This window comes from Algoriphagus pacificus, assembly GCF_017254845.1.
Taxonomy (GTDB): Bacteria; Bacteroidota; Bacteroidia; order Cytophagales; family Cyclobacteriaceae; genus Algoriphagus; species Algoriphagus pacificus.
This window is the reverse complement of the sequence record NZ_JAFKCU010000001.1, coordinates 194,614-219,312: the sequence shown is the minus strand read 5'-3', so window position 1 is coordinate 219,312 and position 24,699 is coordinate 194,614. Positions and strand designations below refer to the sequence as shown.

The following is a 24,699-nucleotide window of genomic DNA, read 5'->3' as shown; positions in this document are numbered from 1 at the left end:
TAAAAAAAAATTAAAAAAAGCGGATTCCAGCTCTGAATCCCCACCAAGTCTGGCTTTTAAAATTGTCTGCAAGAGTTTTTTCAGAGCGGATTTTCGGGTTTGTAATGCTGAATAATTCTGGATGATCCGTAAAGGAGTTGTCGAAATAGCGAAGGTTGAAACTAGGACCGGCATAGATTCCAACATGTTTGGCAAACTGGTAATCCAGACCAATGTAAGCGCGACTGATCAGATTAAGGGCTTGTATATTTCCTTTGATCAATTGCTGCGAACTCAATTCCAAATTGAGGAAAAGTTTGTTGGCTAATTTGGGAGAACTTCCTACGCCATAGCCAAATGCCCAAGTTACCGAATCAGCCTTTTCAGGTCGTATTCCTGCAAAAAGCATGTTATAAAATCCTCTAGTTCCTGTTCGAAGCGAAAAATTCAATGGAAGTACCTCGTCAGTACCGATTTCCAGTTTATGATAACCTTTCCTTACAAAACTGATCAAGCCGATAGGAACTCCAGAAATGCTGTCAGAATAATTGAATAATCCCAATTGCAGGCCTTTCACATTTCTGGCAATATTCATCACACCTGCAATCTGCGCACCCTCGACATCTCGATGTGTGTAATTAATCACCCCTGCGAGTTGTGTGCCATTGACTGTTGAAGTTGCGATATTGAGGACACCAGCGCCTTGAACTCCCCGCACAGGGCCAGTGGTAAAATTAGAAACCCCTGCCAACTGTACTGCTTTCACTGAATCGAGGTTGGCATTAACGAGACCTGCTATTTGCAAACCACTGACGGTTCCTCCTGCTTGATTAAATAAACCTGCGAGTTGTAGTTTTCCCACGTCGCCACGGTTGATATTAAAAAGTCCTCCCAATTCAGCTTTGTTTGTGCCGCCGGAAAAACCACCCAGAATATTGAAAGAGAAATCGTTGGTTACAGAACCAGATATTTTCCTGTTTGTACCAATAAATGGAACAAAGGAGACCTGGAATTTTCTGTTGATGGTATCCTGAACATTTTCCAGGTTGGTAAAGCCTACCGAATTTTTAGTCCAAATCCAGAAATTCTTCATTGGCTCCGTCAGACTTTGGACGATGGGCGAAGCGTTTTCTCCTTCGGATTTGAGAAATATTTTCTGAAATCGGGATTGTCTGTTTTCCACGAGTAAAGTATCTGCATAATCCTTTTTATTAACCACCAGTTGAAAGTTTTCAGCAGCAGGATTTTTCACTTGGAATTCAAAGAAACCAAACTCATCTGTGGTTGAGGATTGTAATGTAATTGGATTATAGACAGTTGCATTTTTGATTCGATCTCCTGACTTCTGGTCTACGACATAGCCACTGATCGTTATTTCTTTATCTGAAGGCGGAGCAGGGGTAAGAATCAGGTAAATTCCTTTTTGTTTATAATTGACTGAGCCTTCAAAAATCTCCTCTAAAACTTCCCTACAGGAAAGGTCGGTGAATTCTCCTGATACATTTTTGTTAATATCCACCGTGGAGGGACTGTAGGAAAAAACTCCTCCGACTTCTTTGGAAAGTCTGTTGAGAAATCCGTCCATGGGTTCGTTCTGAGCAGTCAGATTGACCCTCTTTTCCAGCAAATAATTCTGTTGGGAAACGGCAACAAAGTAATTTCCAAAAACCAGTAAAAAGGCGAGAATAAGCCGGTTCCGATAGATTTTCATATCAAAAAATTAATTACAAGCTGTGCCAGATAGGATGATTTCTTCTCCGGTTTCGTTGATTTCCAAATTTAGAGTTTCAGAGATGATCGCCAGAATGGTAGATAGTTCTTCTTCCTCAAAATCCACAGTCAACCTACATCCGCCAATGTTTCCTTCCAACCGAATGGATGTCTGGTAAACTTCGCTAAGTTGAGAGATGATGCTTGCCAAGTCTTCGTTGAAATAAGAGAAAGATTTGGTGGAATAAGCATCTACATTAGAATCTGCCTCTGCTTTAGAAAATACCCCTGTAGCTTTATCGTAAATGCCTTGTTCTCCAGCTTTCAACTGAATTCCTTCCTCGTTTTCCTGATACATACGCACCACTCCCTCCAAAACTGAAACTTCTACAATCGGGCTTTCTGGATAGGCTTTGACATTAAACACTGTGCCTATATCCTCTATAAATAACTGCTCTACCTGCACTTGCCAGTTGACTTTTTTGCTCTCCGGTATGGAAATCAAGGATTCTCCACTTAGCTGTATAAGACCGGTCTTTTTGCGCTCATTATAGGCGATGCTTACTTCTGAACCTCGGTTGATAGCAAGGCTTGTTTGATCAGGAAGGATTTGGGTTTCTACCTCATTTTTGCTGGTAAATTCAAATTCTTGTGTGGAGCCGAATTGCTGATAGATTAAGAAGGACATCGCGCAGATAAGAAGGAAACCTGCAGCTAACTTCCAGACTGGGAATGTGATGATTTTGGCTTTTCCAGACTTTTGGATTTGTGGTTGGATTTTTTGCCAAGCAAGCTCCGTGTCAAAACTTTGGGAAGCCCCAAGATTCGCTTTTTGATAAATCAAGACCTCATCATCTAGGAGTTTTTGGTTTTCTTTGGATAGAGCACACCAATCCATCAGCTCTTTTTCTTCGCTAGGGCTGATTTCACCGACAATGTATTTGGCGATGAGGCTATCTATGTAATATTCTTCCTGCTCGCTCATCATTCCAAGACTAAGTTAAACAGTATCACAATCAAAGGGAGGTATTCCTGAAGCTGGGTTCGCATCAGTTTGAGGGCTTTTCCCATTTGATTTTCGACTGTTTTAATGGATAAATTTAATTGATCCGCAATTTCCTGATATTTCAATTCCTCGAATCTACTCATGGTAAATATCAGTCGACACTGTTGCGGAAGTGACTGAAGGGCAGCGGCAATTTTTTGCTCCAATTCATCCTTTAAAGTGGATTGATCTGAAGATTCGCTTTGCGGAGTTCCCTCGTAAGTCATCATTTCACCGTAATTTTTCTTCACTTTCTGATGCTTGATTTCATTCAGACAGGCATTTCGGATGATTTGATAGAGATACGACTTGACGGAACTTTGGATCTGGATGTTTTCGCGCTTTTCCCAAAGTTTGATAAAGCAACCCTGTACCACCTCTTCCGCATCATCGGGATCTGGTAGATAGGAATTCGCATAGCGACATAAAGGCTGATAATATTCTTTAAATAACATCTCCAGTGCTTTTTCATCACCTGATTTGATCGACTGAAAAATCATTTGATCTGTGGATTGCATGGAGGCAAAGTTGCTGGTCCTGCAAGTTAAGGTTTTGAGGGGTTTTTATAAATAGGACAACAGAAAAGCATCTTACCCCTACGACGAAGGGAAGAAAAATTAATTTTATTCGAAATAATTCTCAAAACCTGCATTGGTAAAATTGAGTTGTAAAGAGAAAGAGCTAAAAATGAGGTATTTATTCAGTTTGTTGATTTTTGGATGGGTCAGTTTTTCTTGTCAGGCTCAGGATTCTTCCTACACTTTTAAATCTCCAAGTCGGGATGGAACAGGTAAAATTTATCTTGGAAGGGAAATTTCTCAAGTGATGGGTTTTGCTGGGAAAAACTGGCTCGAGCGAGATAGTAGAGAAGAAGAGGAACGCGTCACCGCAGCAATTGAAAATTTACCGATTAATTCAAGCAGTGTGGTAGCAGACATTGGAGCAGGTTCGGGTTACTATACTTTCAGAATCGCACCAAAAGTACCAGATGGGAAAGTTTATGCAGTCGACATTCAAAGTGCTGCTGTCCAGTACCTTCAAAATAAAAGTAAAGAATTGGGCTTTGAGCAGGTAGAAGCAGTTTTGGGAGAAGAAACTACACCTAATCTTCCTGAAAATGCCATCGATGTGGCCATTATGGTCGATGTTTATCATGAATTGTCCTATCCTAAAGAAATGCTGGGTTCCATCAGAAAATCCTTGAAGCCTTCTGGAAAGCTGATTTTGTTAGAATACCGTGGAGAAGATCCGACCATTCCCATAAAGCCTTTACATAAAATGACTGTGAAACAGGTGAAGAAAGAACTGGAAGACAATGGATTTCAGCTTGTGGAAAATGGGAAATTTTTAAAAATCCAGCATTTTCTGGTTTTTGAAAAAGCAGATTAAAAGCCGAACGATTTTTCAATTAGTCTTCTCATCAAACCAGTAAAATCAAGTGGTCTGATCCATTCCTATAATTGCCTTGTTATTTCATGCATTTTCGAATTATATTCTCGCTTAAATGTAATTCTTATGCTAAAAAAGCTACTGACCACCGCCTTTTTACTTCCCCTTAGCATTCTTGCTTTTTCTCAAGATCTAACTCCTATTTTAAATACCTACAAATTCAGAAATGTTGGACCACTTCGTGGAGGCCGTGTGACGGCTGTTGCAGGGGTAGAATCTAAGCCTTCTGTTTTTTACATGGGTGCTACCGGAGGAGGAGTTTGGAAAACGGATGACTATGGAATCACTTGGGAAAATATTTCAGATGGATATTTTCCAACTCCCTCGATTGGGGCCATTTCCGTTTATCAAAAACAACCTGAAATCATTTATGTAGGAACAGGCTCTGATGGTCTTAGATCCAATGTGATTACGGGTAAAGGAGTTTACAAGTCAGTTGACGAAGGTAAAACCTGGGCGTTTATTGGCTTGAAAGAATCAGGGCAAATAGGTGCGGTGGAGATTCACCCATCAAATCCTGATATCGTGTATGTAGCAGCGATAGGTCAGGCTTTCGCCAGAAATGAAGAAAGAGGTGTGTTTAAAACCACAGATGGAGGAAAGACTTGGGATAAGGTTTTTTATCATTCTGACAGTGTGGGAATTTCCGATTTGGAGCTGGCACCGGATGATCCTAATACCATTTATGCAGGCGCTTGGAGAGGCGAAAGAAAACCATGGACCATCATTTCCGGATCTTCCGAGGGTGGTGTTTATAAGTCGACAGATGCTGGAAAAACATGGAATAAACTGACCAATGGCTTACCAACTGCCTTGACTGGCAAAATTGACTTTGCAGTTTCACCAGCAGATCCTAATGTCGTTTATGCCAATATCGAAGCATCAGAAAACCAAGGTGGTTTGTATAGATCCGCTGATCGGGGAGAGAGCTGGGAGTTTGTGTCAGACAATCCAAATTTGACAAACCGACCTTTTTACTATACCAATATCGAGGCAAATCCAAAAGACGCCAATACGGTTTATAACAATTCACTGCGTTTCCTTCGCTCTTATGATGGAGGTAAAACCTGGAGATCTATTTCTACTCCACATGGAGACAATCATGATATTTGGATCAACCCAAATGATACCACGATTTGGATTCAGGGAAATGATGGAGGAGCTAATGTGACTCAAAACTCAGGGAAAAGCTGGTCTACCCAATTCAATCAGCCGACTGCAGAACTCTATACAGTGGAGGTGGATGATCAGTATCCTTATTGGCTATATGCAGGGCAACAGGATAATTACAGCGCTATTGCCGTTCCTAGCATGGCTCCAATCAGTGTACAGGCTGGAAGTAATTCCTATATCATCAATGTGGGTGGATGCGAAACAGGCCCAGCGGTGCCAAAGCCAGGCAATCCAAACATCGTTTATTCGAATTGTAAAGGAAGATTTGGAGTCTATGACAAGACCTCCGGTCAGGAAATGCAATATTATGTTGGAGCCTCAAATATTTACGGGCATAATCCTACTGATTTGAAATTCAGATTTCAGCGGGTTGCTCCGATCCATGTTTCCCAGCACAATCCAGATGTGATTTACCATACTTCGCAGTATGTGCATAAGACCACGGATGACGGGAAAACCTGGGAGATTATTTCGCCGGATTTAACTGCTTTTGATCCAGAAGCTCAGGTTATTTCAGGTGCACCGATTACCAGAGATATTACTGGTGAGGAATATTACAGTACTATTTATGCTATTCGAGAGTCCAAACTCAAAGAAGGTCTAATCTGGGTAGGAGCCAATGATGGACCAGTTCATGTGACCAAAGACGGTGGCAAGAACTGGGATAATGTTACGCCAAATATGCCAAAGGGAGGCAGAGTCGATGCAGTTGAACCTTCTCCTCATGATCCCGCCAAAGCCTATGTGGCAGTTTTGAGGTATTTATTGGGTGATGATAAACCATACATCTATAAGACTGAGGATTATGGCAAAACTTGGTCCTTGCTGACTGACGGTACAAATGGGATTCCCGGTGATTTCCCAACCTTGGTGGTTCGTGAGGATCCAGAAAAAGAAGGTGTTTTATATGCAGGAACGCAGTTTGGGCTATTTATATCTCTAAATGATGGCGAAACTTGGACTCCTTTTAAAAGTAATTTACCAGTCACTCCAATCACCGATATCAAAATCCATCAAGATGATTTGGTCATGTCCACTATGGGTAGAGGTTTTTGGATTTTGGATAACCTGACTAGTTTGAGAGCTGTCAATTCTATTGGTTCGCAGGCTGTGGTAATGTTTGATACGAAGCCTGCATTCAGAAATACACTGTACGCTAGAAGCGAAACAAATGGGCCGGAATACCCAAGAGGAGGAGCTCAATTGGATTATTATTTAGCAGATAAGCAGGATAATCTTCGATTGGAACTGATCAATGAAAAAGGAGAAGTGGTGAGAGCTTTCCGAGCCGATGCGCCAAAAGGAGAGAAGGTGGATACGACTAGAAATATGTCTACTGAATTTTCAGAGCCACCAGCTTCGGGAGGTTTGCCAAATAATGCCGGTATGAATCACTTTACCTGGAATATGAGACATCAAGGCGGATGGGATAAAGATCCTAAGCGAGCCTACACCGGAAATGGACCTTTGGTTTCAACTGGTACTTACAAGGCTAGACTTGTTGCAGGCGATCAAGTGGTGGTGAAAGATGTGGAAGTGAGACTGGACCCAAGAGTGACAATGGTTTCAGAAGAAGAGGTAGCCGAGCAAGAAGCTTTGACTTTGGAAGTTCAAGCTTTCAGAGATGAAATAGAAAAACTAATCGCTGCGGTAGAAGAGGAAAAAGAAGCATTAAAAATGGTTTTGGAAAAGGAAAGTCCAGCCAAAAATGTCCAGTTGAAAAAAGATCGACTGGATGCGATTTACAATGAGTTGGTTACACCTGACGGAACCTATATGGAGCCAATGCTAAAAGATCAGGCGAGCTATTTATATTCTATGTTAGGACAGGCTGATCAAAAACCTGGACAAGATGCTTATGAAAGATTAGAGGAACTGAAATCTAAATTTGAAGCCATCAAAAAGCAGTTTGATGGAATGAAATAATCATAAACCAAACAAAAAAGTCCTAGCAGATGCTAGGACTTTTTTTTGTAAATCTTGGTTAGCAAATGGTAGGATTTCTTTGCTTAAATTCTATAATCAAAAACCAACTGGTGATTTTTGAAATCAATTTACCTTCGATTGTATCCATTTTAAGATCAGCTCCAAGGCATCAGGTGAGAAGGTCTGTTCAATCGTCTCATATTCGCTGATTGCTCCGGTGCTGCTTTCCTGGAAAAGGTGATTTAAACCTGGAAGCTCCTGAATTGTGAAATCTTCGTTTCCTGCTTTTTCAAGAGCAGCTTTGATGGCTCCGAGATTTTCTTTGGGTGGAACCTGAAGATCATTGGATCCATTGATTGCCAACACAGGAATCTTGATTTTTTCCAAAGTTGGGGCTGGATCATATTTGATAAAATTGATCATCCAAGGGCTGGTTAACTGCTTCATTTGGGCATTTACAAAATCCCCTTCTGTCAATCCTTCGGGAACCTGATCTGCTGGCATGCTCCGGAAAGTCTGAATCATTAATCCGGCTAATTCTCTCTTGAGGTCCTCATCAGAAGCAGCATTTCTTACAATTTCAAAAGTCTTTGAACTCATCTTCTCATTTTCATCCAATTGAGCTGGGGTCATTCCAGAAGATGCTCCGATAAGTCTTTGCTGCAGTAAGAGAATGTCACCTCCAGGAATTCCTGTGCCAGCTAAAAGAACTAAAAAAGCGATATCGGGTGAATCCTTGGCTACTATTGGTGCAATCAATCCTCCTTCACTATGTCCGATTAAGCCGATCTTATCTTTGTTTATTTCTTTTCGGGTTTTCAAAAACTCCACCGCAGCTTGAACGTCCGTTGCAAAGTCGTTGCTGGTAGCAGTTCCAAAATTTCCTCCAGAAGCTGCCGTTCCTCGATCATCAAATCGCAATACTGCAATTCCGTTTCTGGTCAGATAATCAGAGATAACCAAGAAAGGTTTATGTCCCAGGATTTCCTCATCCCTATTTTGGGGACCGCTGCCGGTAATCAGCACCACTGCTGGGAAATTGCCTTTTTCTTCGGGTAAAGTTAGAGTTCCTGCCAGCGTAATACCCGCTTTAGCATTGTCAAATTTGATGTCTTCGGAATAATAAGGAAAAGGCTTTTGAGGCTCTTGAGGGCGTTTTGGAACTTCTTTTTGGACAATCTCTCTGGATAGATCCATTGGAAAGGATTGTCCGGCTTGGGTGAAAGTTCCCACGATTTTATTGTCTTCTCCCAAAGTTCCTTGATACTCAATTCTGGCATTCGCTATCGTAATTTTCAAAACCCCATCCTCAAAACTGGTACTGGTAGTTGGGATTCCTTTTGCACCTTGGTCCGGGCTATCCATGGTGGAGGAGTAACCGTTTTCTGTTTCGGAAACATTGAAAACCAGCCTTAATTGACCGCCAGGAACTTTCAAGACGCCATTCCATTGCCCGATAATTTCTTGGGAGTAGGCAAATTGAAAAACAAAAAACAAGAGGAAAAGGGAAGTGATTTTTTTCATCGTTGGATAGCTAAAATTGGAATACAAAAGGAAATAATAGAAAGAATGCAATCTTGAAAGAGTCATGATTTAGCACTCTTTTCCTTTCTTTGTGATATTCCTAAAGTAAGAAGATCAAATTGAATTTAGAGTCCTAGTTTGAAAATTAACAAGGATGATCCTAGATTCTGCTTTTCATAAAATCCAATTATCCACGATTTGATACAGCCAGATAGAACTTTTCTGATCAAGCTTGCCCATACCAAAATGCCTTTTGGAAAATACAAGGGGCGATACCTTATTGATCTGCCAGAACCTTATGTTATTTGGTACCATTCCAAAGGATTTCCGGAAGGCAAACTGGGAGAAATGTTGCAGACGATTTACGAAGTCAAAGTAAATGGTCTGGAGGATTTGATCCGAAATATCAAAAAGAACTACCCCATGTGAGTTTGAACAAGTTCTTGAAGTGAATAAGGTTTCGGTTATTGTTTGTTCTTTTCCTCCAGTTTTGGATCTTCATTCAGTTTTATCGCTTCGACTTCCAGTTTGATCAAGTCTAGTTGGTCTTGGGTTCTTTCTTTAATAGAAGCTAATTTCTTCACTTGAATCGTTAAGGATTTGGATCTGAAAAGCTCGGAGTTTACCAGCTTTTCCATTGCTTTTAGCCGTTCTTTTTGGATTTTATCTTGGTGCATATATTCCCTGAAAAGAAGAATATGTAGGATCGCGATCGCAACCAAAACCAGTAGCACCAGTAATTCCACTCCTCCATTTTCCAGAACAGGTTGTAGCATAAATTCTTCTGAGACATGCCTTTTGGCAAGACTCAAATCTAGAATTTAGCTGTTGGATATAGAATACGGCAAATTGCCTATTTCTATTAGTCGAATTCAGCCAAGGGGGCAAGTCAATTGAATGGAAGTTCCTCTTCCTCGATTAGACTGGATCAAAATCTTTCCTCCCAGCTCTTCGGCTCTTTTACGCATATTGAATAGTCCATTTCCCGGAGTGATTTCTGACTCAACAAATCCAGTCCCGTCATCCTCAACGTTTAGAAGGAAGTTTTGCCCTTCTCGGACCACAGTTACTTTGATTTGATCTGGAGATGCATATTTGATCGCATTTTGAATGGCTTCCTGCATTATCCTATAAACTTGGATTCCTGAGGAACTAGTAAGCCTGAAATCAGAATCGATGGATTCATCTTTTTGAAACTCAAAATCAACTTGTGATGCACTCGTTTTGGCATTTTGCAGAAAGTTGGAAATCCTACCTGAAAGCTGCTCCCAAGTGATCTGCCCGGCATTCATAGCCCAGATTGTATCCCGAAGATCTGTGATGGTTTGCTTAGTGAAATCAGCAATAGAATCGTAACGCTTTGTGAGTGAGTCTTTGATAGGATCAAAATATTTGAGGTTTTCGATCGCAGAGATAATAAATGTCAACTGAGCACCAATGTTGTCATGAAGGTCTCTGGAGATGATCATCCGTTGCTCCTGAAGCTGGTTTTGGGTTTCTATTTGTGCCAAAGCGGCTTTCAAGTCAGCTTCCTGTTGCAGCTGGCGGTTTCGGAGTTTCTGCTGTTTGTTAAGTAGATATCCAACCAAGGCTAGGACCAATGCCAAGCCCAAAGAGCCAAAAAGTTGGATGTTTTTGGTTCGTAGAACTAATCGCTGTTCGGCAATTTCTCGGTCTTTCTTTTCAGTTTGATATCGGGTCTCAAGGTCTGAAGTCAGCTCTAGAATTTCCTGTTCATTCAGTTTACGAAGGAGATCTATATATTCATCTGTATAATAAGCTGAGCTGTCAGGCATATTCAGTGCAGCATACACTGGCGACATCAAAAGATACATGGTCATCAGGTCCTCTTCTGCATTTTGGGCTTTAAATCCTTCTACCGATTTCAGATAGTATTCGCGAGATTTTTCAAAATCCCGGAGATCTCGATAGGATTGGGCCAGGTTGGATAATAGAAGTGTATAATCATAGCTGGCTCCTGCTTGCTCCGCTAGTTTTAGACCTTCCTCTGCAAATTCAATTGCCAGTTTACTTCGTTTCTGTGAGTTGTATAAAGTCGCCAGGTTATTATAGGTCGTGGAAGTGTAATATGCATCTCCTATATCCTGGTAGATTTCCAAAGCCTGTTTGTAGACCTCTTCTGATTTTTCATCATCTCCCAAATGCTTATGAATACTTCCGAGATTATTGAGTGTCGTGGCTAGGTTATGGTAATCCTCATTTTCTTCCCTGTATTTAGCCACTTGCTCGAGAATTTCCAGAGCTTTGGGATAATTTTTAAGTTCCAAATAAATAACCCCGATGTTGTTTCGGATAAAGTCCGCATTTTTCTCATTGCCTTCCCGTTCAAAAAATGAAAGCGCCTTCAGGTAATTTGACATGGCGGAGTCAGATTGGAAATCCCGTTGATAGACCGAGCCAAGATTGGTGATGGTACCATAGATTTTAGAGGAATCACCAATTTCATAGCGAAGCTCCAAAGCGGCTTCATAATTTTGACGGGCATTTACCAGTTCTCCCTTTTCCATCCAAGCATAAGCAAGATCACTGTAAGCCTGACTGAGTAAAACGGGATCATCTATTTCTTTCGAAAGTTCAATTGCTTCTTCTCCGTAAAGAATTGCTGTATCCAAAGACACTTGCACATAATACCATGTTAGATCAGAGAGAATCGGGACTTTTTCGGCAGGATTTTTTTTGAGTTGTAATTCGTTTTTTAAGCTATCCAATACATCAAAAATGGACTGTGCAAAACTGGAAATAGCAAGGATCTGAAAAAGGCTGACTAGGATTAGTCGCTTAATAAAGGTCATAAAATATTGATTTGAAGCCGAATAAATCAAATTTATTTGATTGTAAAAAGGAAATATAAAATTGATTTTAGGGAGATAACTCGAAAAATAGTAGGGTAAATTAAGTCTCGACAATGCATAGAGAAGAAAAGAATCATATTTTAAAAATAATAGTTGGTTTTATCCGATTTGGGGAAACCAAACTTATTCTGAATCTTAGGGTTAAATGAATATATAAACCCATATAGCTTACTCTATGAATTTTAATGAAAATGAAAATCAGCGAATGATTGCTGATATGATCCGGGATTTCGGAGCAAAAGAAATCACCCCCTTTCGAAAGGAGTGGGATGATAAGCAGTATTTTCCAAAAGAACTTTTTAAAAAACTTGGAGAGCTGGGACTCATGGGAGTGTTGGTCCCAACTGAATACGGAGGGGCTGGCTTTGGTTATGATGAATATGTCACTGCTATCGTAGAACTTTCCAAGTTGGATCCATCTATTGGGCTATCTATGGCTGCTCATAACTCATTATGTACCGGACATATAATGATGTTTGGAAATGATGATCAAAAGCAAAAATACCTTCCCAAATTGGCTACTTGCGAAATGCTGGGTGCTTGGGGCTTGACTGAACCAAACACAGGTTCTGATGCTGGAAATATGCGAACAGTGGCAGTAAAAGATGGAGATCATTGGGTGATCAATGGAGCGAAAAATTTCATAACGCATGGGGTTTCCGGAGATGTGGCAGTAGTTATTGCTCGAACAGGTGATGTTGGAGATTCTCATGGAATGACAGCTTTCATTGTAGAAAGAGGTACGAAAGGTTTCTCAGGAGGTCGAAAAGAAGATAAGTTGGGGATGCGTGCGTCTGAGACTGCGGAAATGATTTTTGAAGATTGTAAAGTTCATGAATCCCAGATTTTAGGAAATGTTGGGGAAGGGTTTATCCAATCCATGAAGATCTTGGACGGAGGGAGAATTTCAATTGCTGCTTTGTCCCTTGGGATCGCGGAAGGAGCTCTAGAAGCTTCCATTAGTTATTCAAAAGAAAGAGAGCAGTTTGGAAAGTCAATCAGTAAGTTTCAAGGGATTTCATTCAAGCTGGCGGATATGGCTACTCAGGTGGAGGCAGCCAAACTATTGATTATGAAAGCGGCTGACTTAAAGAATAGAGGGGAAAAAGTGACTTTGGTTTCTGCTCAGGCAAAATATTATGCTTCGGAAGTCTGTGTTTCAGTTTCAAATGATGCAGTTCAAATCTTTGGAGGCTATGGCTTCACAAAGGATTACCCTGTTGAAAAATATTATCGAGATTCCAAGCTCTGCACAATAGGCGAGGGGACTTCAGAAATCCAAAAAATGGTAATTGCAAGAGAAGTATTGAAGTAGGGATAGGAAACCTATAATTTGAAATATAAAAAGCCTGAGAATCTAGAAAATCTCAGGCTTTTTCTTGTCTTGATTTTAAGATCCTGCTACCAAAAAGAGACCCGCCGCAAGAGCTGCTCCCGCGATAGGTCCTAAAATAGGTACCCAGGAATATTCCCAATCCGAACTTCCCTTTCCTTTGATAGGTAAAATCGAGTGCATCAATCTCGGTCCAAAATCCCTCGCTGGATTGATGGCATAACCGGTTGTTCCACCCAATGCCAAACCAATCACCCAAACCAAAAAGGCAACCGGAATAGCTCCTAATGAACCCATTCCAATTGGAGTTTCAGTAGCATCACCGATTTTTACTCCCGCATTGTAAAGAATAACTAGAATTAAGACGAAGGTCCCAACTAACTCGGAAAAGAAGTTGAGCGGTAGGTTTCTGATGGCTGGAGAGGTTGCAAATGGTGCTGCTTTCAATCCAGGGTCGTCCGTAGCCTCATAATGGTCTTTGTAAAATAGCCAAGCGATCCCAACGCCGATCATGGCTCCTAGGATTTCCGCACCGATATATCCAGGTACCAAATTCCAATCAAACTTTCCCGCAACAGCCAACCCGATAGTAACAGCCGGATTTAAATGTGCGCCACTATATGGCCCTGCTACTACAACTCCCACGTAAACAGCCAAAGCCCAAGCAGTACTGATTTCCATAATTCCTCCACCATGTCCTTTTGTTTTTGGAAGAAGCATGTTGGCAACAACCCCAGATCCTAACAAAAGGAGCAGGCCGGTTCCTATGATTTCTGCGATGTATGGATTCATTATTCTACCCAGTTTTTAGATCGTTCAACTGCTTTATGCCAAAAATGTAGCATTTTTTCACGTGTTTCCGATTTCATTTCCGGCTGAAAGTTTCTATCAGATTCCCAAAGTGACTGGAGTTCATCTTGACTTTTCCAGAATCCTACTGCCAGCCCAGCCAAAAATGCTGCTCCAATCGCGGTGGTTTCAATGATTTTAGGCCGCTTGATTTCGCAGTCTAGCAAGTCAGCTTGAAACTGCATCAAAAAATTATTAGCTGTCGCGCCACCGTCTACTCTAAGTTCCTGAGTGGGTTTGCCTGAGTCTTTTTCCATGGCTTTCAACACATCATGAACTTGATAAGCAATTGCCTCCAAGGCAGCTCTGGTCAAATGGGCAATGGTGGTTCCCCTCGTGATCCCAAAAAAAGCACCTCTTGCATTTTGATCCCAATGAGGAGCACCTAATCCGGTTAAGGCCGGGACAAAATAAACCCCATCGTTATCATCCAGACTAGTTGCCAGGTTCTCTGATTCTTTGGCGTCTTTGAATAGCTCTATCCCATCACGAAGCCATTGAATTGCCGCTCCACCGATGAAAACCGAACCTTCCAAAGCATAATTAATCTCGTCTCCGATTTTCCAGGCTACTGTCGTCAATAATTGATTTTGAGATCTGACGGCTTCTGTTCCTGTGTTCATGACTAAAAAACAACCTGTTCCGTATGTAGTCTTGGCCATGCCAGGTTGGGTGCAAAGTTGACCAAACAAGGCAGCTTGCTGATCTCCGGCTATTCCCGCAATTGGGATTTTGACACTCAAAACATCTCCTGCGGTTTCGCAATAAACTTCACTACAGGATTTTACTTCTGGAAGTAAAGAAGCCGGTATGTCAAAAAGATCAAGAAGCTCTTTGTCCCATTCCTGAGTGTGGATGTTGTAAATCATCGTTCTGCTGGCATTGGTAATGTCAGTGATGTGCGTTTTTCCAGCAGTAAGTTTCCAAATCAGCCAAGAGTCTACCGTACCAAAAGCCAATTCTCCGGCTTCAGCTTTTTCTCTGGCACCTTCTACATTTTCTAAAATCCAACGAATCTTGGTAGCCGAAAAATAGGCATCGATAATGAGTCCTGTTTTGGATGCAATCATTTCAGCATGCCCCGCTTCTTTGAGCTGATTGCAAAAGCTTGCAGTTCGTCGGTCTTGCCAAACGATAGCATTATAAATAGCTTTTCCCGTCTTTCTATCCCAAACGATTGTGGTTTCCCGCTGATTGGTAATTCCGATTCCTGCGATCTGATCTGCTCTGATTCCTTTATTGATCAGAGATTCCACCATCACTGTGGATTGGCTGGTCCAGATTTCCTGTGGATCATGTTCTACCCAGCCGGAATTGGGGAAATGTTGTTTAAAATCTTTTTGGGCAACAGAAACAATCTGCCCTTTTTTGTCAAAAATAATTGCTCTGGAACTAGTTGTGCCTTGGTCCAGAGCCATTAAGTAGGGTTTTTCTTGGGTCATGTTAGGTTATTTTTTAATCAAATATTTCTCGGCAGTTTTCTGAAAATCAGCCAACTCCTGAGTGATCCATGCTTCATCTTTTTGAAGTTCGGCAGCCATCAATCGAGCTACTTTTGGCGCTGCATCGATCGCTACCTGAGCATCCAGGATCAAAATACGAATTCTTCTTGATAGCACATCTTCTACTTTGACAGCCATTTCTTTTCTAACTGCCCAAATTACTTCAGCGGCAATATTTGGGAAGTCAGGATGTAGTTTTTCTGCAAATTCCGTGTTTTCAGAAGTCAGGCCCTGAATGGCTTTGGCATCAGCTCCATAAAGCTGCCAATGTCCAGAAGGCAGCGAATCTGTGTAGCCATGAATTTTCATGTCCAAGGAATTGCTGGCGGCGGGGCTTTCGCCGGTCACTTGCTGAAAATAGTCTACCGTATCTTCTCCCATTTTTCTAAAAGTCGTCCATTTTCCACCAGTCAAAGTGACTAGTCCACTCTCTGAGACGATTACTTTATGGGATCTTGAAATTTCTTTTGTTTTAGTGCTACCTTCCTTTGGTCTGGCTAAAGGTCTTAAGCCTGCAAAAACTGCTTTGACGTCATCTCGGGTTGGTTTTCTGGTTAAATAGCCACCTGCGGTCTCTAATACAAAATCTATTTCTTTCTGCAAGGCTTCTGGCTCTAGTTTCGGTTTTTCCCGAAGAGTATCAGTCGTTCCAACCACCAGTTTGCCATGCCATGGAACTGCGAAAAGCACTCTTCCATCCCTGGTTTTTGGAATCATCAGTGCATCAGTTCCTCCCAGAAAACCCAGATCCAAGACCAAATGAATTCCTTGACTTGGTTGAATCATTTTTGGAGCCTCAGGATTATCCATTTGAAGGATTTTATCTGCAAAAACTCCCGTGGCATTTACGACCATTTTTGCTTGAAGGGGATATTTTTTACCACTCAGGACATCCTGAACCTTCAATCCTGTGATTTTTCCGGATTCGTTCTTTTCCAGACTACTGACTTTGGTATAGTTAAGAATACAAGCGCCGGCCTCATCGGCTGTCTGTGCAATATCCAAAGCCAATCTTGCATCATCAAATTGGCCGTCATGATACACCACACCACCCATCAGTCCTTTTTGCAAAACGGCTGGCAGTCTCTTGATTGTTTCTTTTTTAGAAATGAATTCAGATTTACCCAAACTCAACCTTCCCGACATCCAGTCATAAAGTTTAAGACCAATACTGTATTGAATCCGATCAAACCAAGTATAAATAGGGATGATAAAAGGCTGGTCATGCGCAAGGTGTGGGGCATTTTTAAGCAACTTTCCTCTTTCCTTCAATGCTTCCAAAACAAGCATTACATCGCCTTGCGCTAGGTAGCGGACGCCACCGTGGACCAATTTGGTGCTTCGGCTGGAAGTGCCTTTGGCAAAGTCAGCTTTCTCCAATAATATAACTGAAAGACCTCTAGAAATAGCATCCAATGCTACTCCCAATCCAGATGAACCGCCACCAATCACGGCAATATCCCAGATTTTTGTGGAGTCTTTGAGTTGGTTTATGTTTTCTTCTCTATTCATTTCTTTCTAAATCGACTTAAAAGTAATATAAAAAGAAAGAAAAAGAAATAAAAGAAAAGTAAATAATCTTGATTATTCTATTCTTTCCTGTTGTTTTGTTTAATTTTAGGTCAGAAAGAAAAGCAAATGACAATCGCTGAAAGACATAAGTATATTCTTGATGAGTTGAATCGGGCCGGTTTTGTGTCGGTATCTGATCTTGCGAAAAACATGGAAGTAACCATGGTGACCATTCGAAAGGACTTGAAGTTGTTGGAAGACAAAGGACTCCTTTATCGTTCCCATGGGAGTGCAACACCCGCTTCCCCTTACGTTTCCGATCGCTCAGTTAGTGTCAAAAAGCTTGAGCAAGTAGAGGAGAAAAGCAAGATTGCTCAAAAAGCATTGGAATATTTAGAAGATAACGAAGCGATTTTAATAGGTTCAGGAACCACCGTGGTAGCATTCGCTCAAGCAATTCCCAAAAATATGCCTTTGACTGTTCTTACGGCAGCGATGAATGTGACATTGGCTTTAATAGATTCTCCTGAAGTGGAATTGGTCCAATTGGGAGGAGTTGTGAGAAAAAGCAGCAGCTCTGCTGTAGGGCACTATGCTGAGGAAATGCTCCAGAATTTTGCCTGCAGTAAACTTTTTTTAAGCGTAGATGGCGTGAGTTTGGAGCATGGATTGACCACTTCCAATATGATGGAAGCGCATCTGAATGCACAGATGATCAAGAATGTTCAAAAAACTATTGTATTGGCTGACTCTAAAAAGTTTGGCAAAAAGGGATTTGGGAAAATCTGTGAATTAGAAGATGTGGATGTAATTATCACGGACTCAGGCATTCCGGATTTGTATAAGTCAAAATTGGAGGAAAAGGGCATTGAACTGGTTTTGGTTTAGGAATAAAAAAATCTTAGTTTAAATTATTAAAAAAATAGGTTTAGCACATTGAGGATATCTTTTTGGAAAACATCAATGAAAAATAAAGTCTTTTCAATTGTTTTTATTCTTTTATTTTCCTGTAGTCAAAAAGAATTAAGTAAGACTTATCAAATTGTCAGTTCGGAGGATTTTCAAGTTCAAGAAAAAGAAGAGCCTTTTTTAAGTATACCCAGAATTTCTGAGATCAATAGTCAGGGAGTATTACTTTCTTTTGATAGGGGTAGAGAAGAGTTTCAGTTGTTTGATTTAGTCAAAAATGAGCTTATCGGTCGAGTGAAAGTTAATTTTGATGGACCAAATTCAATCCCTTCCAATGTTTTTTCATCTATTCTATTTCAGAGTCAAATTCTTATTTCAACTTCTGAAAGTCTTGCCATAATCAATCTTGAAGGAGAAAAGCTTAAAGAGATTTACTATAAAGATATTCTCGAAAATTCAGGGATTTCAGGTAAAAGCATTAGCGTGATTTTCAGGTCCAATTGGGACCCAATTACAGGTGAGGTTTATCTTTGGATTAAGGATTCTAATTCACATAAAAATAGATTTCAATCTTATGACAAAGAGATTGACCTCTTGAAGTATTCTATAATTGATGAAAGAGCTGAATTTTTAAAACTTGATGTTCCCGAAAACCTCATTCAAGAAGGAAAAGGATATTACAAATCTCTACCTCCCTTAATTTCAGTCTATGGAGGGAAAATGGCCTATGCATTTCGATATTTACCAGAGGTCTATCTATTAGATTTGAATACCGGCGAAACCAAAGAGTATTTGATTAAACCAACAAATTTCAAGGAAACGGAATCTACCTATTATAAAGACTATTCGAGATCAAAAATAGGAGAAGTGGGAGAATCAACTCAATTTATTGATTTATTAGTTGATCCTTCAAAAAATCAGATTTTGAGAAGGCATAGAACCTACAGAGACGGAGTCTCAACTGGGAAGGATTTTTTGACAGTGATTCAAAGGGATGGAAGCTGGGGAGAAATTGAAATAGAAAGCAAATTGGGGAGACTTCTTCCAAATGAATCTAAAGTATTTGCGATTTCAAATGAAATGCCAGATGAGAATTCATTTCGGTACCATTCCTTTAAGGTAGAAGGGTCGTTTAATAAAGAGTAAAATGTAAATCACTTCTTTTCTTCTTAGAAGAAAGTAAGGTCTGGACCACTTTATAGTATCCAGCATAAAAAAATAGGCAATGAATTAGTGGATTTTCTTTAGTTTAATAATCCTTGTAAGTCTTTCGCTCCACTGCAGATTTACCTTCTTTATCCAAAGTCACGATGTAAATAAATTCATACTGGGTATCTTCTAGATCTCCATATTTTTCTCCATCGCCCACAAAATAATTTGCGATTTGTCCGACTGTATTACTGTGTCCCACTACCAGAACATTTCCTTCCAGACTTTTTAACTGCTCAACCAAAGCATCATTATTTCTAGGATCGTAAGTCTGAATTTCCAAACCAGCGGCATTTGCAGTTGGAGCTGCAGTCTCTTTTGTTCTTCTGTAATCTGTGCTGAACACATGCTTGATTTCCTTATCTGCTAAAATCTGTCCCAGTTTTGCAGCTCTGATTTGACCAACCTGAAGTAGCTTGGGATCATCACCCACAAGTTCCTTTTCTGCATGCCTTACGATGTAAATGGTTTTTTCATTTGATTTTGAACCGCAAGAGGCCAAGAGAAAAAGACCGAAGAAAAGGAAAAGCAGATTTTTCATATTGAGTTGGGACTAAGAAGAAAACGGAATTAAAAATAAGGTATAAAAATAAAATGATCCCACGAAAGCAGGATCATTTCAAATTCTTTTATCCAGAGAAGGAGTTATTTAAATGCTGGTCTTTTGTTTTTACCGTTTCAAACTCCAAGAATTGCTCCCAGAACTCTTCTTCAGGAACAGCAGCTCTTAAGTAGAGCTTTTCTTTTTTGATTGGGTGAACAAAGACCAGGTTAAATGCATGTAGATTAATGCTGGCATCAGGATTAGCTTTTGCAAATCCATATTTTAAGTCTCCTCGGATCGGGCAACCCATGGATGCCAGCTGAACTCTAATCTGATGAGGTCTGCCGGAAACCGGACGAACTTCCAAGAGCCAGTGGTCATTCATAAATCCCAAGGTTTTATAATTCAATTCCGCTTTTTGTGAGCCTGGAACTTCTTTTTCATGCGCTGTGACGAAGTTCTTTTGCTCGTCTTTGACTAGCCAATGTGTCAATTTTCCTTGCTCTTCACGAGGCTTTCTTTTCACGATGGCCCAATAAACTTTATGTATATCTCGCTTGCGGAAAAGCTCCATCATGCGCTCCAAGCCTTTGGATGTTCTGGCAAAAGCCACCAAACCACTTACAGGTCTGTCCAGTCTGTGGATAGGATGCAAGAAAACTGCTCCCGGCTTATCATATTTCTTGGCAATGTAATCTTTCAGGTAGTCCGTCAAAGTCTTATCGCCCGTCTTATCCCCCTGCACCAATACTCCGGCAGCTTTATTGACGATCAATAGGTGGTTGTCTTCATAGACAACGGTGAATGGTTTCTTTTTCATAATCAGGTACAAAGATAAGGGTTTCGCATGAGTTAGCGAGAAGAATAAATTCTCTCATTAGGAATAGTTGAATAACTAAGGATTATTCATTATTATCAGTTTTAATTTTGACCTATGAAAAAATACTCGTTTTTAATTGCTGTACTTGCTTTGTGGTTTTCATGTGACTCAAAAAAATCTTCAGAAATTGAATTCACTCAAGAATTAAACTATGAATTCCGTAAAATTGATTCTCTCACTGTAAAAGACATATTGGCAAGAGTTTTTTTATATCAAGGATCACAAAGTGATCAATATGTTTTTAGGGATATGGCTTCTTCACAGGTTTTTATTTTTAATAAAGATGGGCAACTGGTAGATCAATGGGAAAAAGAAGGAGATGTTCCTGGTCGGTTTGGAATGGCATCTTCAAATTTCTCATTTGGTAAGAATGGAAAAATAGTGGTAGCTGATATCATGCATGGTCTGAAAGTTCTAGAGATGGATGGGGAAGTAGTTCAGGATTTTAGAATATTTCAAGATCAAGTAAGTTTAGGCTCAGCTATTTCTTTATTTGATAGTGAGCAGCTGATAGAGAAGAATGGAAAAGAGTACCTCCTCTATTCTTTAGATATTATAGAAGAGTATGATGGGAAGTATGATCCAGATTTTTTGAAGGAAAGAAAGAATGTATTGATGACAGATATTCAGACAAATGAGACCAAAAAGTTGATTTCATTTCCAGAAAGCTCCCAGTTTCTAAATGGGAATGTTTTTTATTTTAGAGATTTCAGACCAATCTTTCATTTTGATCAGAAAAGTAATTTGCTCTACCTGATGTTTAAAGGAGAACCAACTTTGTATATCTATGATTGGGCTGATGAGACTCCTAAGTTGATAGAATCAATAGGTTTGGAACTTGAAGGGTTTGAGACTCATCCCGGTTTTGAAGAAGGTTCTATTGAATTAGGTAAGATTAATAGTTTTGAAAAGCGTCCTTATGCATCTTCCATTATTAACTTAGCCCAATACGGAGAAGATTTATTAATCACTTATTCGCCAAGTCCAAAAGATAAAGGGGCTATTGCCTTGGTTGTGGCGGGTGATGCGCCGGATGAAACCAAGGAAAGGCTTAGTGAAGAGGCTAAAATGCGGACTGTTCTAAGGAAACCTAATGGAGAAATGATTCCTGTTAATCTTCCTAAGATGTACCAAAATGGGTTTATGGTTGAAAACGGCAAAATAGTGTGGATGAAAAAACCGGATCCTAACATTGAGGCCGAGGAATTTACAGTTTATTGGGGAAAGCTAGTACCTGTGGAAAGTCAGGATTAACCCAATTTCTCCCTGATATCCTTCATAATCATCTCAGCATGCACGATGCTGTTCTCAATAAAGAATTCTCGGGTATTTAAGCCTCCGCAGACCACACCAGCCAGATAGACTCCAGGGACATTCGATTCCTGGTTCAATTCGTCGTAGCATGGCTGTCTTTTCTCATCCTGGCTCATTTCCACGCCTAATTGATCTAATAGAGCGAAATTTGGTTTGTAGCCTGTCATAGCGAGTACAAAATCATTTTCGACGGTGACTTCTCCTTCAGGAGTTGTAATCACTACTTCAAGTTCTCGGATTTCTTTGATTCTGGATTTGGTAAATGCTTTGATTGAGCCTTCCTTGATGCGGTTCATAATATCCGGGCGAACCCAATATTTTACATTTTGGTCCACCTCCTCTTCCAAAAGAACCATGCTGACTTCGGCGCCTTTTCTCCAAGTTTCCAACGCTGCATCAACAGCTGAATTCGCCCCACCGACTACCAGCACTTTCTGACCAATAAAAGGCCAAGGTTCTTTGTAATAATGTTGGACTTTGGGTAGGTCTTCACCGGGTACATTCATTAAGTTGGGCAAATCGTAAAAGCCTGTTGCCAAGATGATTTTCTTGGTTTGATACCTTCCTTTGGATGTTTTGACTTCGAAAATGTCTCCTTTTTTAGTCAAAGTTTCTACACCTTCATAGAGCTTTACATTCAGGTTGAAATGGAAGAAAATCCTTCTGTAATATTCCAATGCTTCTGTTCGGGTTGGCTTATTTCCAATTGACATAAATGGAATATTTGCCATCTCCAATCTGTCAGAAGTGGAGAAAAAAGTCATGTTGATCGGGTAATTATATATCGAATTGGTCAATGCTCCTTTTTCCAGGATCACATAATCCAAACCCGCTTTTTGGGCTTCAACTCCACAGGCAAGGCCAATTGGGCCTCCTCCCACGATCAAAACATCATATAATTTATTTAGCATTAGATTCTAGGTTTGAGTACTTGAAACGAACAAGTTTCATCGGTGAATTTACTGTAATCAGGCTGAAAACTGCGCTCTTTCATGCATACTTCTCCGGATTTGTCTAAAGTAAGAGCAGTCGCGGAAACTGTGCCGTAATTATCCCCCAAACGGATGAATTGGGCAGAAAGCCCGATTTCCATTTCTTTGGGAACGCCTGTATCTGGCAACTCAGTGATTGGGTAAGTTGCTTTGGAAGTGAGTGTGTCTAAAAGTGAATCCACATTGATACTTTCTTCCAGTTTTTGCTTTATTTCTGATTTTGCTAGTTCAACTTTTGGCCAGGGATCATCTAACAACCCATTACTCAAGCCGTGAATTCCCGGAGCTACTTTGACGATCTCTTTTCCAAAATTGCTGAAATAGTACACTTCGCTTCCATCAGAGACAAGCAAGTTAAACCCATCGTATTTTTCTTGGTTGGCTTTGACAGATTCTAGGTAAGCTTTTGGAGAAATTGTATTTTCTAAAAAATCCTGAACCAATTTTCCTCTGCTGATCTGCGCAGTTTTAGGATGCTTAAAATCACGGTAATTGGTGAGTAATGCCCATCTACCATTTGGATGAAATCCCATCCAAGTTCCACCGCTTTTTAAATCTTTACCACCATAAAAACCCGATTCCCATTGGTGGATTTTCTGGCTGGGTCTTTCGAAAAACTCATCTCGGTTTGCCCGAATAATTAAGGGGTATTCCGGATGGTTTTGCCAGGACAATGCTACTAGACACATATTTTAAATGTAAAAAAAAGGCCGGAATATCCGGCCTTAATGGTGATTATCCAACTTCAGATTCCTTCAATAAAGGATAGTCTGTGTATCCTTTTTCTCCTGGGGTATAGAAAGTGTCCTGATCCCATTCTTCCAAATTCGCATCATTTTCAAAGCGAACTGGAAGGTCTGGATTAGAAATAAACAACTTGCCAAATGCTACGGCATCAGCCAGTCCTTCCTCGATGATTTTGTTACCCTTTTCCTGATCAAAAGAATTATTGATTACCAAAGTGCCCTTGTACATCGGACGGTATCTTTTGGCAATGTTTGGCTCTAAGTAAGGAATATCGGATACGTCTGAAAATGGCTCTGATAGGTGCAGATAAGCCAGATCGTACTCATTCAATTTGTTGATGATGTAGTCGAAAGTTGGAATTGTCTGTTCATCCGCTTTCATTCCGAATACTCCGTTCAATGAAGGATTCAATCTTACACCAATTTTGTTTTCAGGCATGACTTCTTTGATGGCATCAATGACTTCAAAAAGGATTTTTGCTCTGTTTTCAATGCTTCCACCATACCCGTCTGTTCGTACATTGCTCGTAGCATTGAAGAATTGATGCAATAAATAGCCATTGGAAGAGTGGATTTCTACTCCGTCAAAACCTGCTTCCATAGCGTTTTTCGCTCCATTTTTAAAATCCTGAATTGTCTGCTTAATTTCTTCCAGACTCATTGCTTTTGGAGTCACGGTTTCTTTAAAGCCCTCAGGAGTATATGATTTTTCATTTGGATTGATGGCAGATGGTGCCAATGGCAACTCTCCATTATGAAAGTCCGGATGTGAGATTCTTCCTACATGCCAAAGCTGGATGAAAATGTGACCATTTTCCTCGTGAACTGCTTTGGTCACTTCCTTCCATCCTTCTACTTGTTCTTGGGAATAGATTCCGGGTGTATTTATATAACCGACAGCTCTTTTTGAAATCTGTGATCCTTCGGTAATAATTAGACCAGCAGAAGATCGCTGTTTATAATATTCAGCATGTAAATCAAATGGCTTGTTTTCAGGATTGGCAGCTCTTGATCTTGTCATTGGAGCCATCCAAACGCGGTTAGAAAATGTCTGATCTCCAACCTGGATAGGTTGTAATAAGTGTTGTTTTTTACTCATGGTATTAGTTGGTTTTGTCCAAAAATTCAATGTATATACAACTAATGTTTCGGTAAGAAAGTTCAGATCTGGCGCAATCAATTTAAATAGATTCGTTAATCGATAAATAAAAATTATTAAAAGTTGATTTA

General features: G+C 40.3%; 21 protein-coding genes. 7 read left to right on the top strand and 14 right to left on the bottom strand.

Features of this window, described 5'->3' with window-relative positions; genetic code table 11:
* Positions 1–10: 10 nt before the first annotated feature.
* Genes J0A69_RS00975 through J0A69_RS00965 form a run of 3 tightly spaced genes read right to left on the bottom strand, consistent with a single transcriptional unit; the run spans position 11 to position 3,252 of the window.
* On the bottom strand, positions 11–1,690 hold the full coding sequence (locus tag J0A69_RS00975; protein ID WP_206584638.1) for a peptidase associated/transthyretin-like domain-containing protein: 1,680 nt from the start codon (positions 1,688–1,690) through the stop codon (positions 11–13).
* 9 nt (positions 1,691–1,699) lie between these two features.
* The gene (locus J0A69_RS00970) at positions 1,700–2,677 is read right to left on the bottom strand and encodes a FecR family protein (protein ID WP_236032565.1); all 978 of its coding nucleotides are present in this window, start codon (positions 2,675–2,677) and stop codon (positions 1,700–1,702) included.
* Positions 2,674–3,252 carry an RNA polymerase sigma-70 factor gene (locus tag J0A69_RS00965; RefSeq protein ID WP_206584637.1) on the bottom strand — a complete coding sequence of 193 codons (579 nt, stop codon included), beginning with the start codon at positions 3,250–3,252 and terminating at the stop codon, positions 2,674–2,676. Before J0A69_RS00965 ends, J0A69_RS00970 begins: the two co-directional genes overlap by 4 nt.
* Positions 3,253–3,421: 169 nt before the next feature.
* On the opposite strand from J0A69_RS00965, the gene J0A69_RS00960 reads away from it, so the two are divergent.
* Together J0A69_RS00960 and J0A69_RS00955 are read left to right on the top strand one after the other, a co-directional pair.
* Complete coding sequence (locus J0A69_RS00960; RefSeq protein ID WP_206584636.1) at positions 3,422–4,123, top strand: class I SAM-dependent methyltransferase; 702 nt, start codon at positions 3,422–3,424, stop codon at positions 4,121–4,123.
* Positions 4,124–4,249: 126 nt separating this feature from the next.
* Positions 4,250–7,282, top strand: a complete 3,033-nt coding sequence (locus J0A69_RS00955; protein ID WP_206584635.1) for a WD40/YVTN/BNR-like repeat-containing protein — start codon at positions 4,250–4,252, stop codon at positions 7,280–7,282.
* 123 nt (positions 7,283–7,405) lie between these two features.
* Here J0A69_RS00955 and J0A69_RS00950 read toward each other — a convergent pair whose 3' ends face one another.
* Positions 7,406–8,872, bottom strand: coding sequence for an alpha/beta hydrolase family protein (locus J0A69_RS00950; RefSeq protein ID WP_236032563.1), 1,467 nt, complete (start codon positions 8,870–8,872; stop codon positions 7,406–7,408).
* A 132-nt stretch (positions 8,873–9,004) separates the two neighbouring features.
* On the opposite strand from J0A69_RS00950, the gene J0A69_RS00945 reads away from it, so the two are divergent.
* Positions 9,005–9,235 (top strand): DUF3820 family protein, encoded by a 231-nt coding sequence (locus J0A69_RS00945; protein ID WP_262897709.1) that lies wholly within the window; start codon positions 9,005–9,007, stop codon positions 9,233–9,235.
* Between the two features lie 35 nt (positions 9,236–9,270).
* Here the strand turns inward: J0A69_RS00945 and J0A69_RS00940 are convergent, their stop codons facing one another.
* Together J0A69_RS00940 and J0A69_RS00935 are read right to left on the bottom strand one after the other, a co-directional pair.
* Complete coding sequence (locus J0A69_RS00940; RefSeq protein WP_206584634.1) at positions 9,271–9,582, bottom strand: hypothetical protein; 312 nt, start codon at positions 9,580–9,582, stop codon at positions 9,271–9,273.
* Between the two features lie 96 nt (positions 9,583–9,678).
* Positions 9,679–11,619 carry a tetratricopeptide repeat-containing sensor histidine kinase gene (locus J0A69_RS00935; protein ID WP_206584633.1) on the bottom strand — a complete coding sequence of 647 codons (1,941 nt, stop codon included), beginning with the start codon at positions 11,617–11,619 and terminating at the stop codon, positions 9,679–9,681.
* A gap of 235 nt (positions 11,620–11,854) precedes the next feature.
* On the opposite strand from J0A69_RS00935, the gene J0A69_RS00930 reads away from it, so the two are divergent.
* Positions 11,855–12,994 (top strand): acyl-CoA dehydrogenase family protein, encoded by a 1,140-nt coding sequence (locus J0A69_RS00930; protein WP_206584632.1) that lies wholly within the window; start codon positions 11,855–11,857, stop codon positions 12,992–12,994.
* Positions 12,995–13,069: 75 nt separating this feature from the next.
* On the opposite strand, the gene J0A69_RS00925 is transcribed toward J0A69_RS00930, so the two are convergent.
* The 3 genes from J0A69_RS00925 to J0A69_RS00915 are packed head-to-tail and all read right to left on the bottom strand — an operon-like array spanning position 13,070 to position 16,875.
* Positions 13,070–13,804 (bottom strand): MIP/aquaporin family protein, encoded by a 735-nt coding sequence (locus J0A69_RS00925; protein WP_206584631.1) that lies wholly within the window; start codon positions 13,802–13,804, stop codon positions 13,070–13,072.
* Positions 13,804–15,303: a glycerol kinase GlpK gene (glpK, locus tag J0A69_RS00920; protein ID WP_206584630.1), complete on the bottom strand. Its 1,500-nt coding sequence runs from the start codon at positions 15,301–15,303 to the stop codon at positions 13,804–13,806. Before glpK ends, J0A69_RS00925 begins: the two co-directional genes overlap by 1 nt.
* 6 nt (positions 15,304–15,309) lie before the next feature.
* Positions 15,310–16,875: a glycerol-3-phosphate dehydrogenase/oxidase gene (locus J0A69_RS00915; RefSeq protein ID WP_206584629.1), complete on the bottom strand. Its 1,566-nt coding sequence runs from the start codon at positions 16,873–16,875 to the stop codon at positions 15,310–15,312.
* A gap of 126 nt (positions 16,876–17,001) precedes the next feature.
* On the opposite strand from J0A69_RS00915, the gene J0A69_RS00910 reads away from it, so the two are divergent.
* Together J0A69_RS00910 and J0A69_RS00905 are read left to right on the top strand one after the other, a co-directional pair.
* Positions 17,002–17,763, top strand: a complete 762-nt coding sequence (locus J0A69_RS00910; protein ID WP_206584628.1) for a DeoR/GlpR family DNA-binding transcription regulator — start codon at positions 17,002–17,004, stop codon at positions 17,761–17,763.
* Between the two features lie 75 nt (positions 17,764–17,838).
* Entirely contained in the window at positions 17,839–18,930 is a 1,092-nt protein-coding gene (locus J0A69_RS00905; RefSeq protein ID WP_206584627.1) for a DUF4221 family protein, read from the top strand.
* A gap of 103 nt (positions 18,931–19,033) precedes the next feature.
* Here the strand turns inward: J0A69_RS00905 and J0A69_RS00900 are convergent, their stop codons facing one another.
* Entirely contained in the window at positions 19,034–19,534 is a 501-nt protein-coding gene (locus J0A69_RS00900; RefSeq protein ID WP_206584626.1) for a SixA phosphatase family protein, read from the bottom strand.
* 88 nt (positions 19,535–19,622) lie between these two features.
* The gene (locus J0A69_RS00895; protein ID WP_206584625.1) at positions 19,623–20,357 is read right to left on the bottom strand and encodes an RluA family pseudouridine synthase; all 735 of its coding nucleotides are present in this window, start codon (positions 20,355–20,357) and stop codon (positions 19,623–19,625) included.
* A gap of 114 nt (positions 20,358–20,471) precedes the next feature.
* Between J0A69_RS00895 and J0A69_RS00890 the strand changes: the two genes are divergently transcribed.
* Positions 20,472–21,671 (top strand): NHL repeat-containing protein, encoded by a 1,200-nt coding sequence (locus J0A69_RS00890; protein ID WP_206584624.1) that lies wholly within the window; start codon positions 20,472–20,474, stop codon positions 21,669–21,671.
* Here J0A69_RS00890 and J0A69_RS00885 read toward each other — a convergent pair.
* Genes J0A69_RS00885 through J0A69_RS00875 form a run of 3 tightly spaced genes read right to left on the bottom strand, consistent with a single transcriptional unit; the run spans position 21,668 to position 24,568 of the window.
* Positions 21,668–22,642, bottom strand: a complete 975-nt coding sequence (locus J0A69_RS00885; protein ID WP_206584623.1) for a YpdA family putative bacillithiol disulfide reductase — start codon at positions 22,640–22,642, stop codon at positions 21,668–21,670. The genes J0A69_RS00890 and J0A69_RS00885 overlap by 4 nt on opposite strands.
* Positions 22,642–23,412 (bottom strand): NRDE family protein, encoded by a 771-nt coding sequence (locus tag J0A69_RS00880; RefSeq protein ID WP_206584622.1) that lies wholly within the window; start codon positions 23,410–23,412, stop codon positions 22,642–22,644. The genes J0A69_RS00885 and J0A69_RS00880 overlap by 1 nt, the downstream gene beginning before the upstream one ends.
* A gap of 46 nt (positions 23,413–23,458) precedes the next feature.
* Complete coding sequence (locus tag J0A69_RS00875) at positions 23,459–24,568, bottom strand: alkene reductase (RefSeq protein ID WP_206584621.1); 1,110 nt, start codon at positions 24,566–24,568, stop codon at positions 23,459–23,461.
* Positions 24,569–24,699: the final 131 nt, after the last annotated feature.

Bases quoted from the DNA above. Each gene is read 5' to 3' on its own strand.
- J0A69_RS00975 (WP_206584638.1), bottom strand. From the start codon at position 1,690: ATGAAAATCTATCGGAACCGGCTTATTCTCGCCTTTTTACTGGTTTTT.
- J0A69_RS00970 (WP_236032565.1), bottom strand. From the start codon at position 2,677: ATGATGAGCGAGCAGGAAGAATATTACATAGATAGCCTCATCGCCAAA.
- J0A69_RS00965 (WP_206584637.1), bottom strand. From the start codon at position 3,252: ATGCAATCCACAGATCAAATGATTTTTCAGTCGATCAAATCAGGTGAT.
- J0A69_RS00960 (WP_206584636.1), top strand. From the start codon at position 3,422: ATGAGGTATTTATTCAGTTTGTTGATTTTTGGATGGGTCAGTTTTTCT.
- J0A69_RS00955 (WP_206584635.1), top strand. From the start codon at position 4,250: ATGCTAAAAAAGCTACTGACCACCGCCTTTTTACTTCCCCTTAGCATT.
- J0A69_RS00950 (WP_236032563.1), bottom strand. From the start codon at position 8,872: ATGACTCTTTCAAGATTGCATTCTTTCTATTATTTCCTTTTGTATTCC.
- J0A69_RS00940 (WP_206584634.1), bottom strand. From the start codon at position 9,582: ATGCTACAACCTGTTCTGGAAAATGGAGGAGTGGAATTACTGGTGCTA.
- J0A69_RS00935 (WP_206584633.1), bottom strand. From the start codon at position 11,619: ATGACCTTTATTAAGCGACTAATCCTAGTCAGCCTTTTTCAGATCCTT.
- J0A69_RS00930 (WP_206584632.1), top strand. From the start codon at position 11,855: ATGAATTTTAATGAAAATGAAAATCAGCGAATGATTGCTGATATGATC.
- J0A69_RS00925 (WP_206584631.1), bottom strand. From the start codon at position 13,804: ATGAATCCATACATCGCAGAAATCATAGGAACCGGCCTGCTCCTTTTG.
- glpK (WP_206584630.1), bottom strand. From the start codon at position 15,303: ATGACCCAAGAAAAACCCTACTTAATGGCTCTGGACCAAGGCACAACT.
- J0A69_RS00915 (WP_206584629.1), bottom strand. From the start codon at position 16,875: ATGAATAGAGAAGAAAACATAAACCAACTCAAAGACTCCACAAAAATC.
- J0A69_RS00910 (WP_206584628.1), top strand. From the start codon at position 17,002: ATGACAATCGCTGAAAGACATAAGTATATTCTTGATGAGTTGAATCGG.
- J0A69_RS00905 (WP_206584627.1), top strand. From the start codon at position 17,839: ATGAAAAATAAAGTCTTTTCAATTGTTTTTATTCTTTTATTTTCCTGT.
- J0A69_RS00900 (WP_206584626.1), bottom strand. From the start codon at position 19,534: ATGAAAAATCTGCTTTTCCTTTTCTTCGGTCTTTTTCTCTTGGCCTCT.
- J0A69_RS00895 (WP_206584625.1), bottom strand. From the start codon at position 20,357: ATGAAAAAGAAACCATTCACCGTTGTCTATGAAGACAACCACCTATTG.
- J0A69_RS00890 (WP_206584624.1), top strand. From the start codon at position 20,472: ATGAAAAAATACTCGTTTTTAATTGCTGTACTTGCTTTGTGGTTTTCA.
- J0A69_RS00885 (WP_206584623.1), bottom strand. From the start codon at position 22,642: ATGCTAAATAAATTATATGATGTTTTGATCGTGGGAGGAGGCCCAATT.
- J0A69_RS00880 (WP_206584622.1), bottom strand. From the start codon at position 23,412: ATGTGTCTAGTAGCATTGTCCTGGCAAAACCATCCGGAATACCCCTTA.
- J0A69_RS00875 (WP_206584621.1), bottom strand. From the start codon at position 24,568: ATGAGTAAAAAACAACACTTATTACAACCTATCCAGGTTGGAGATCAG.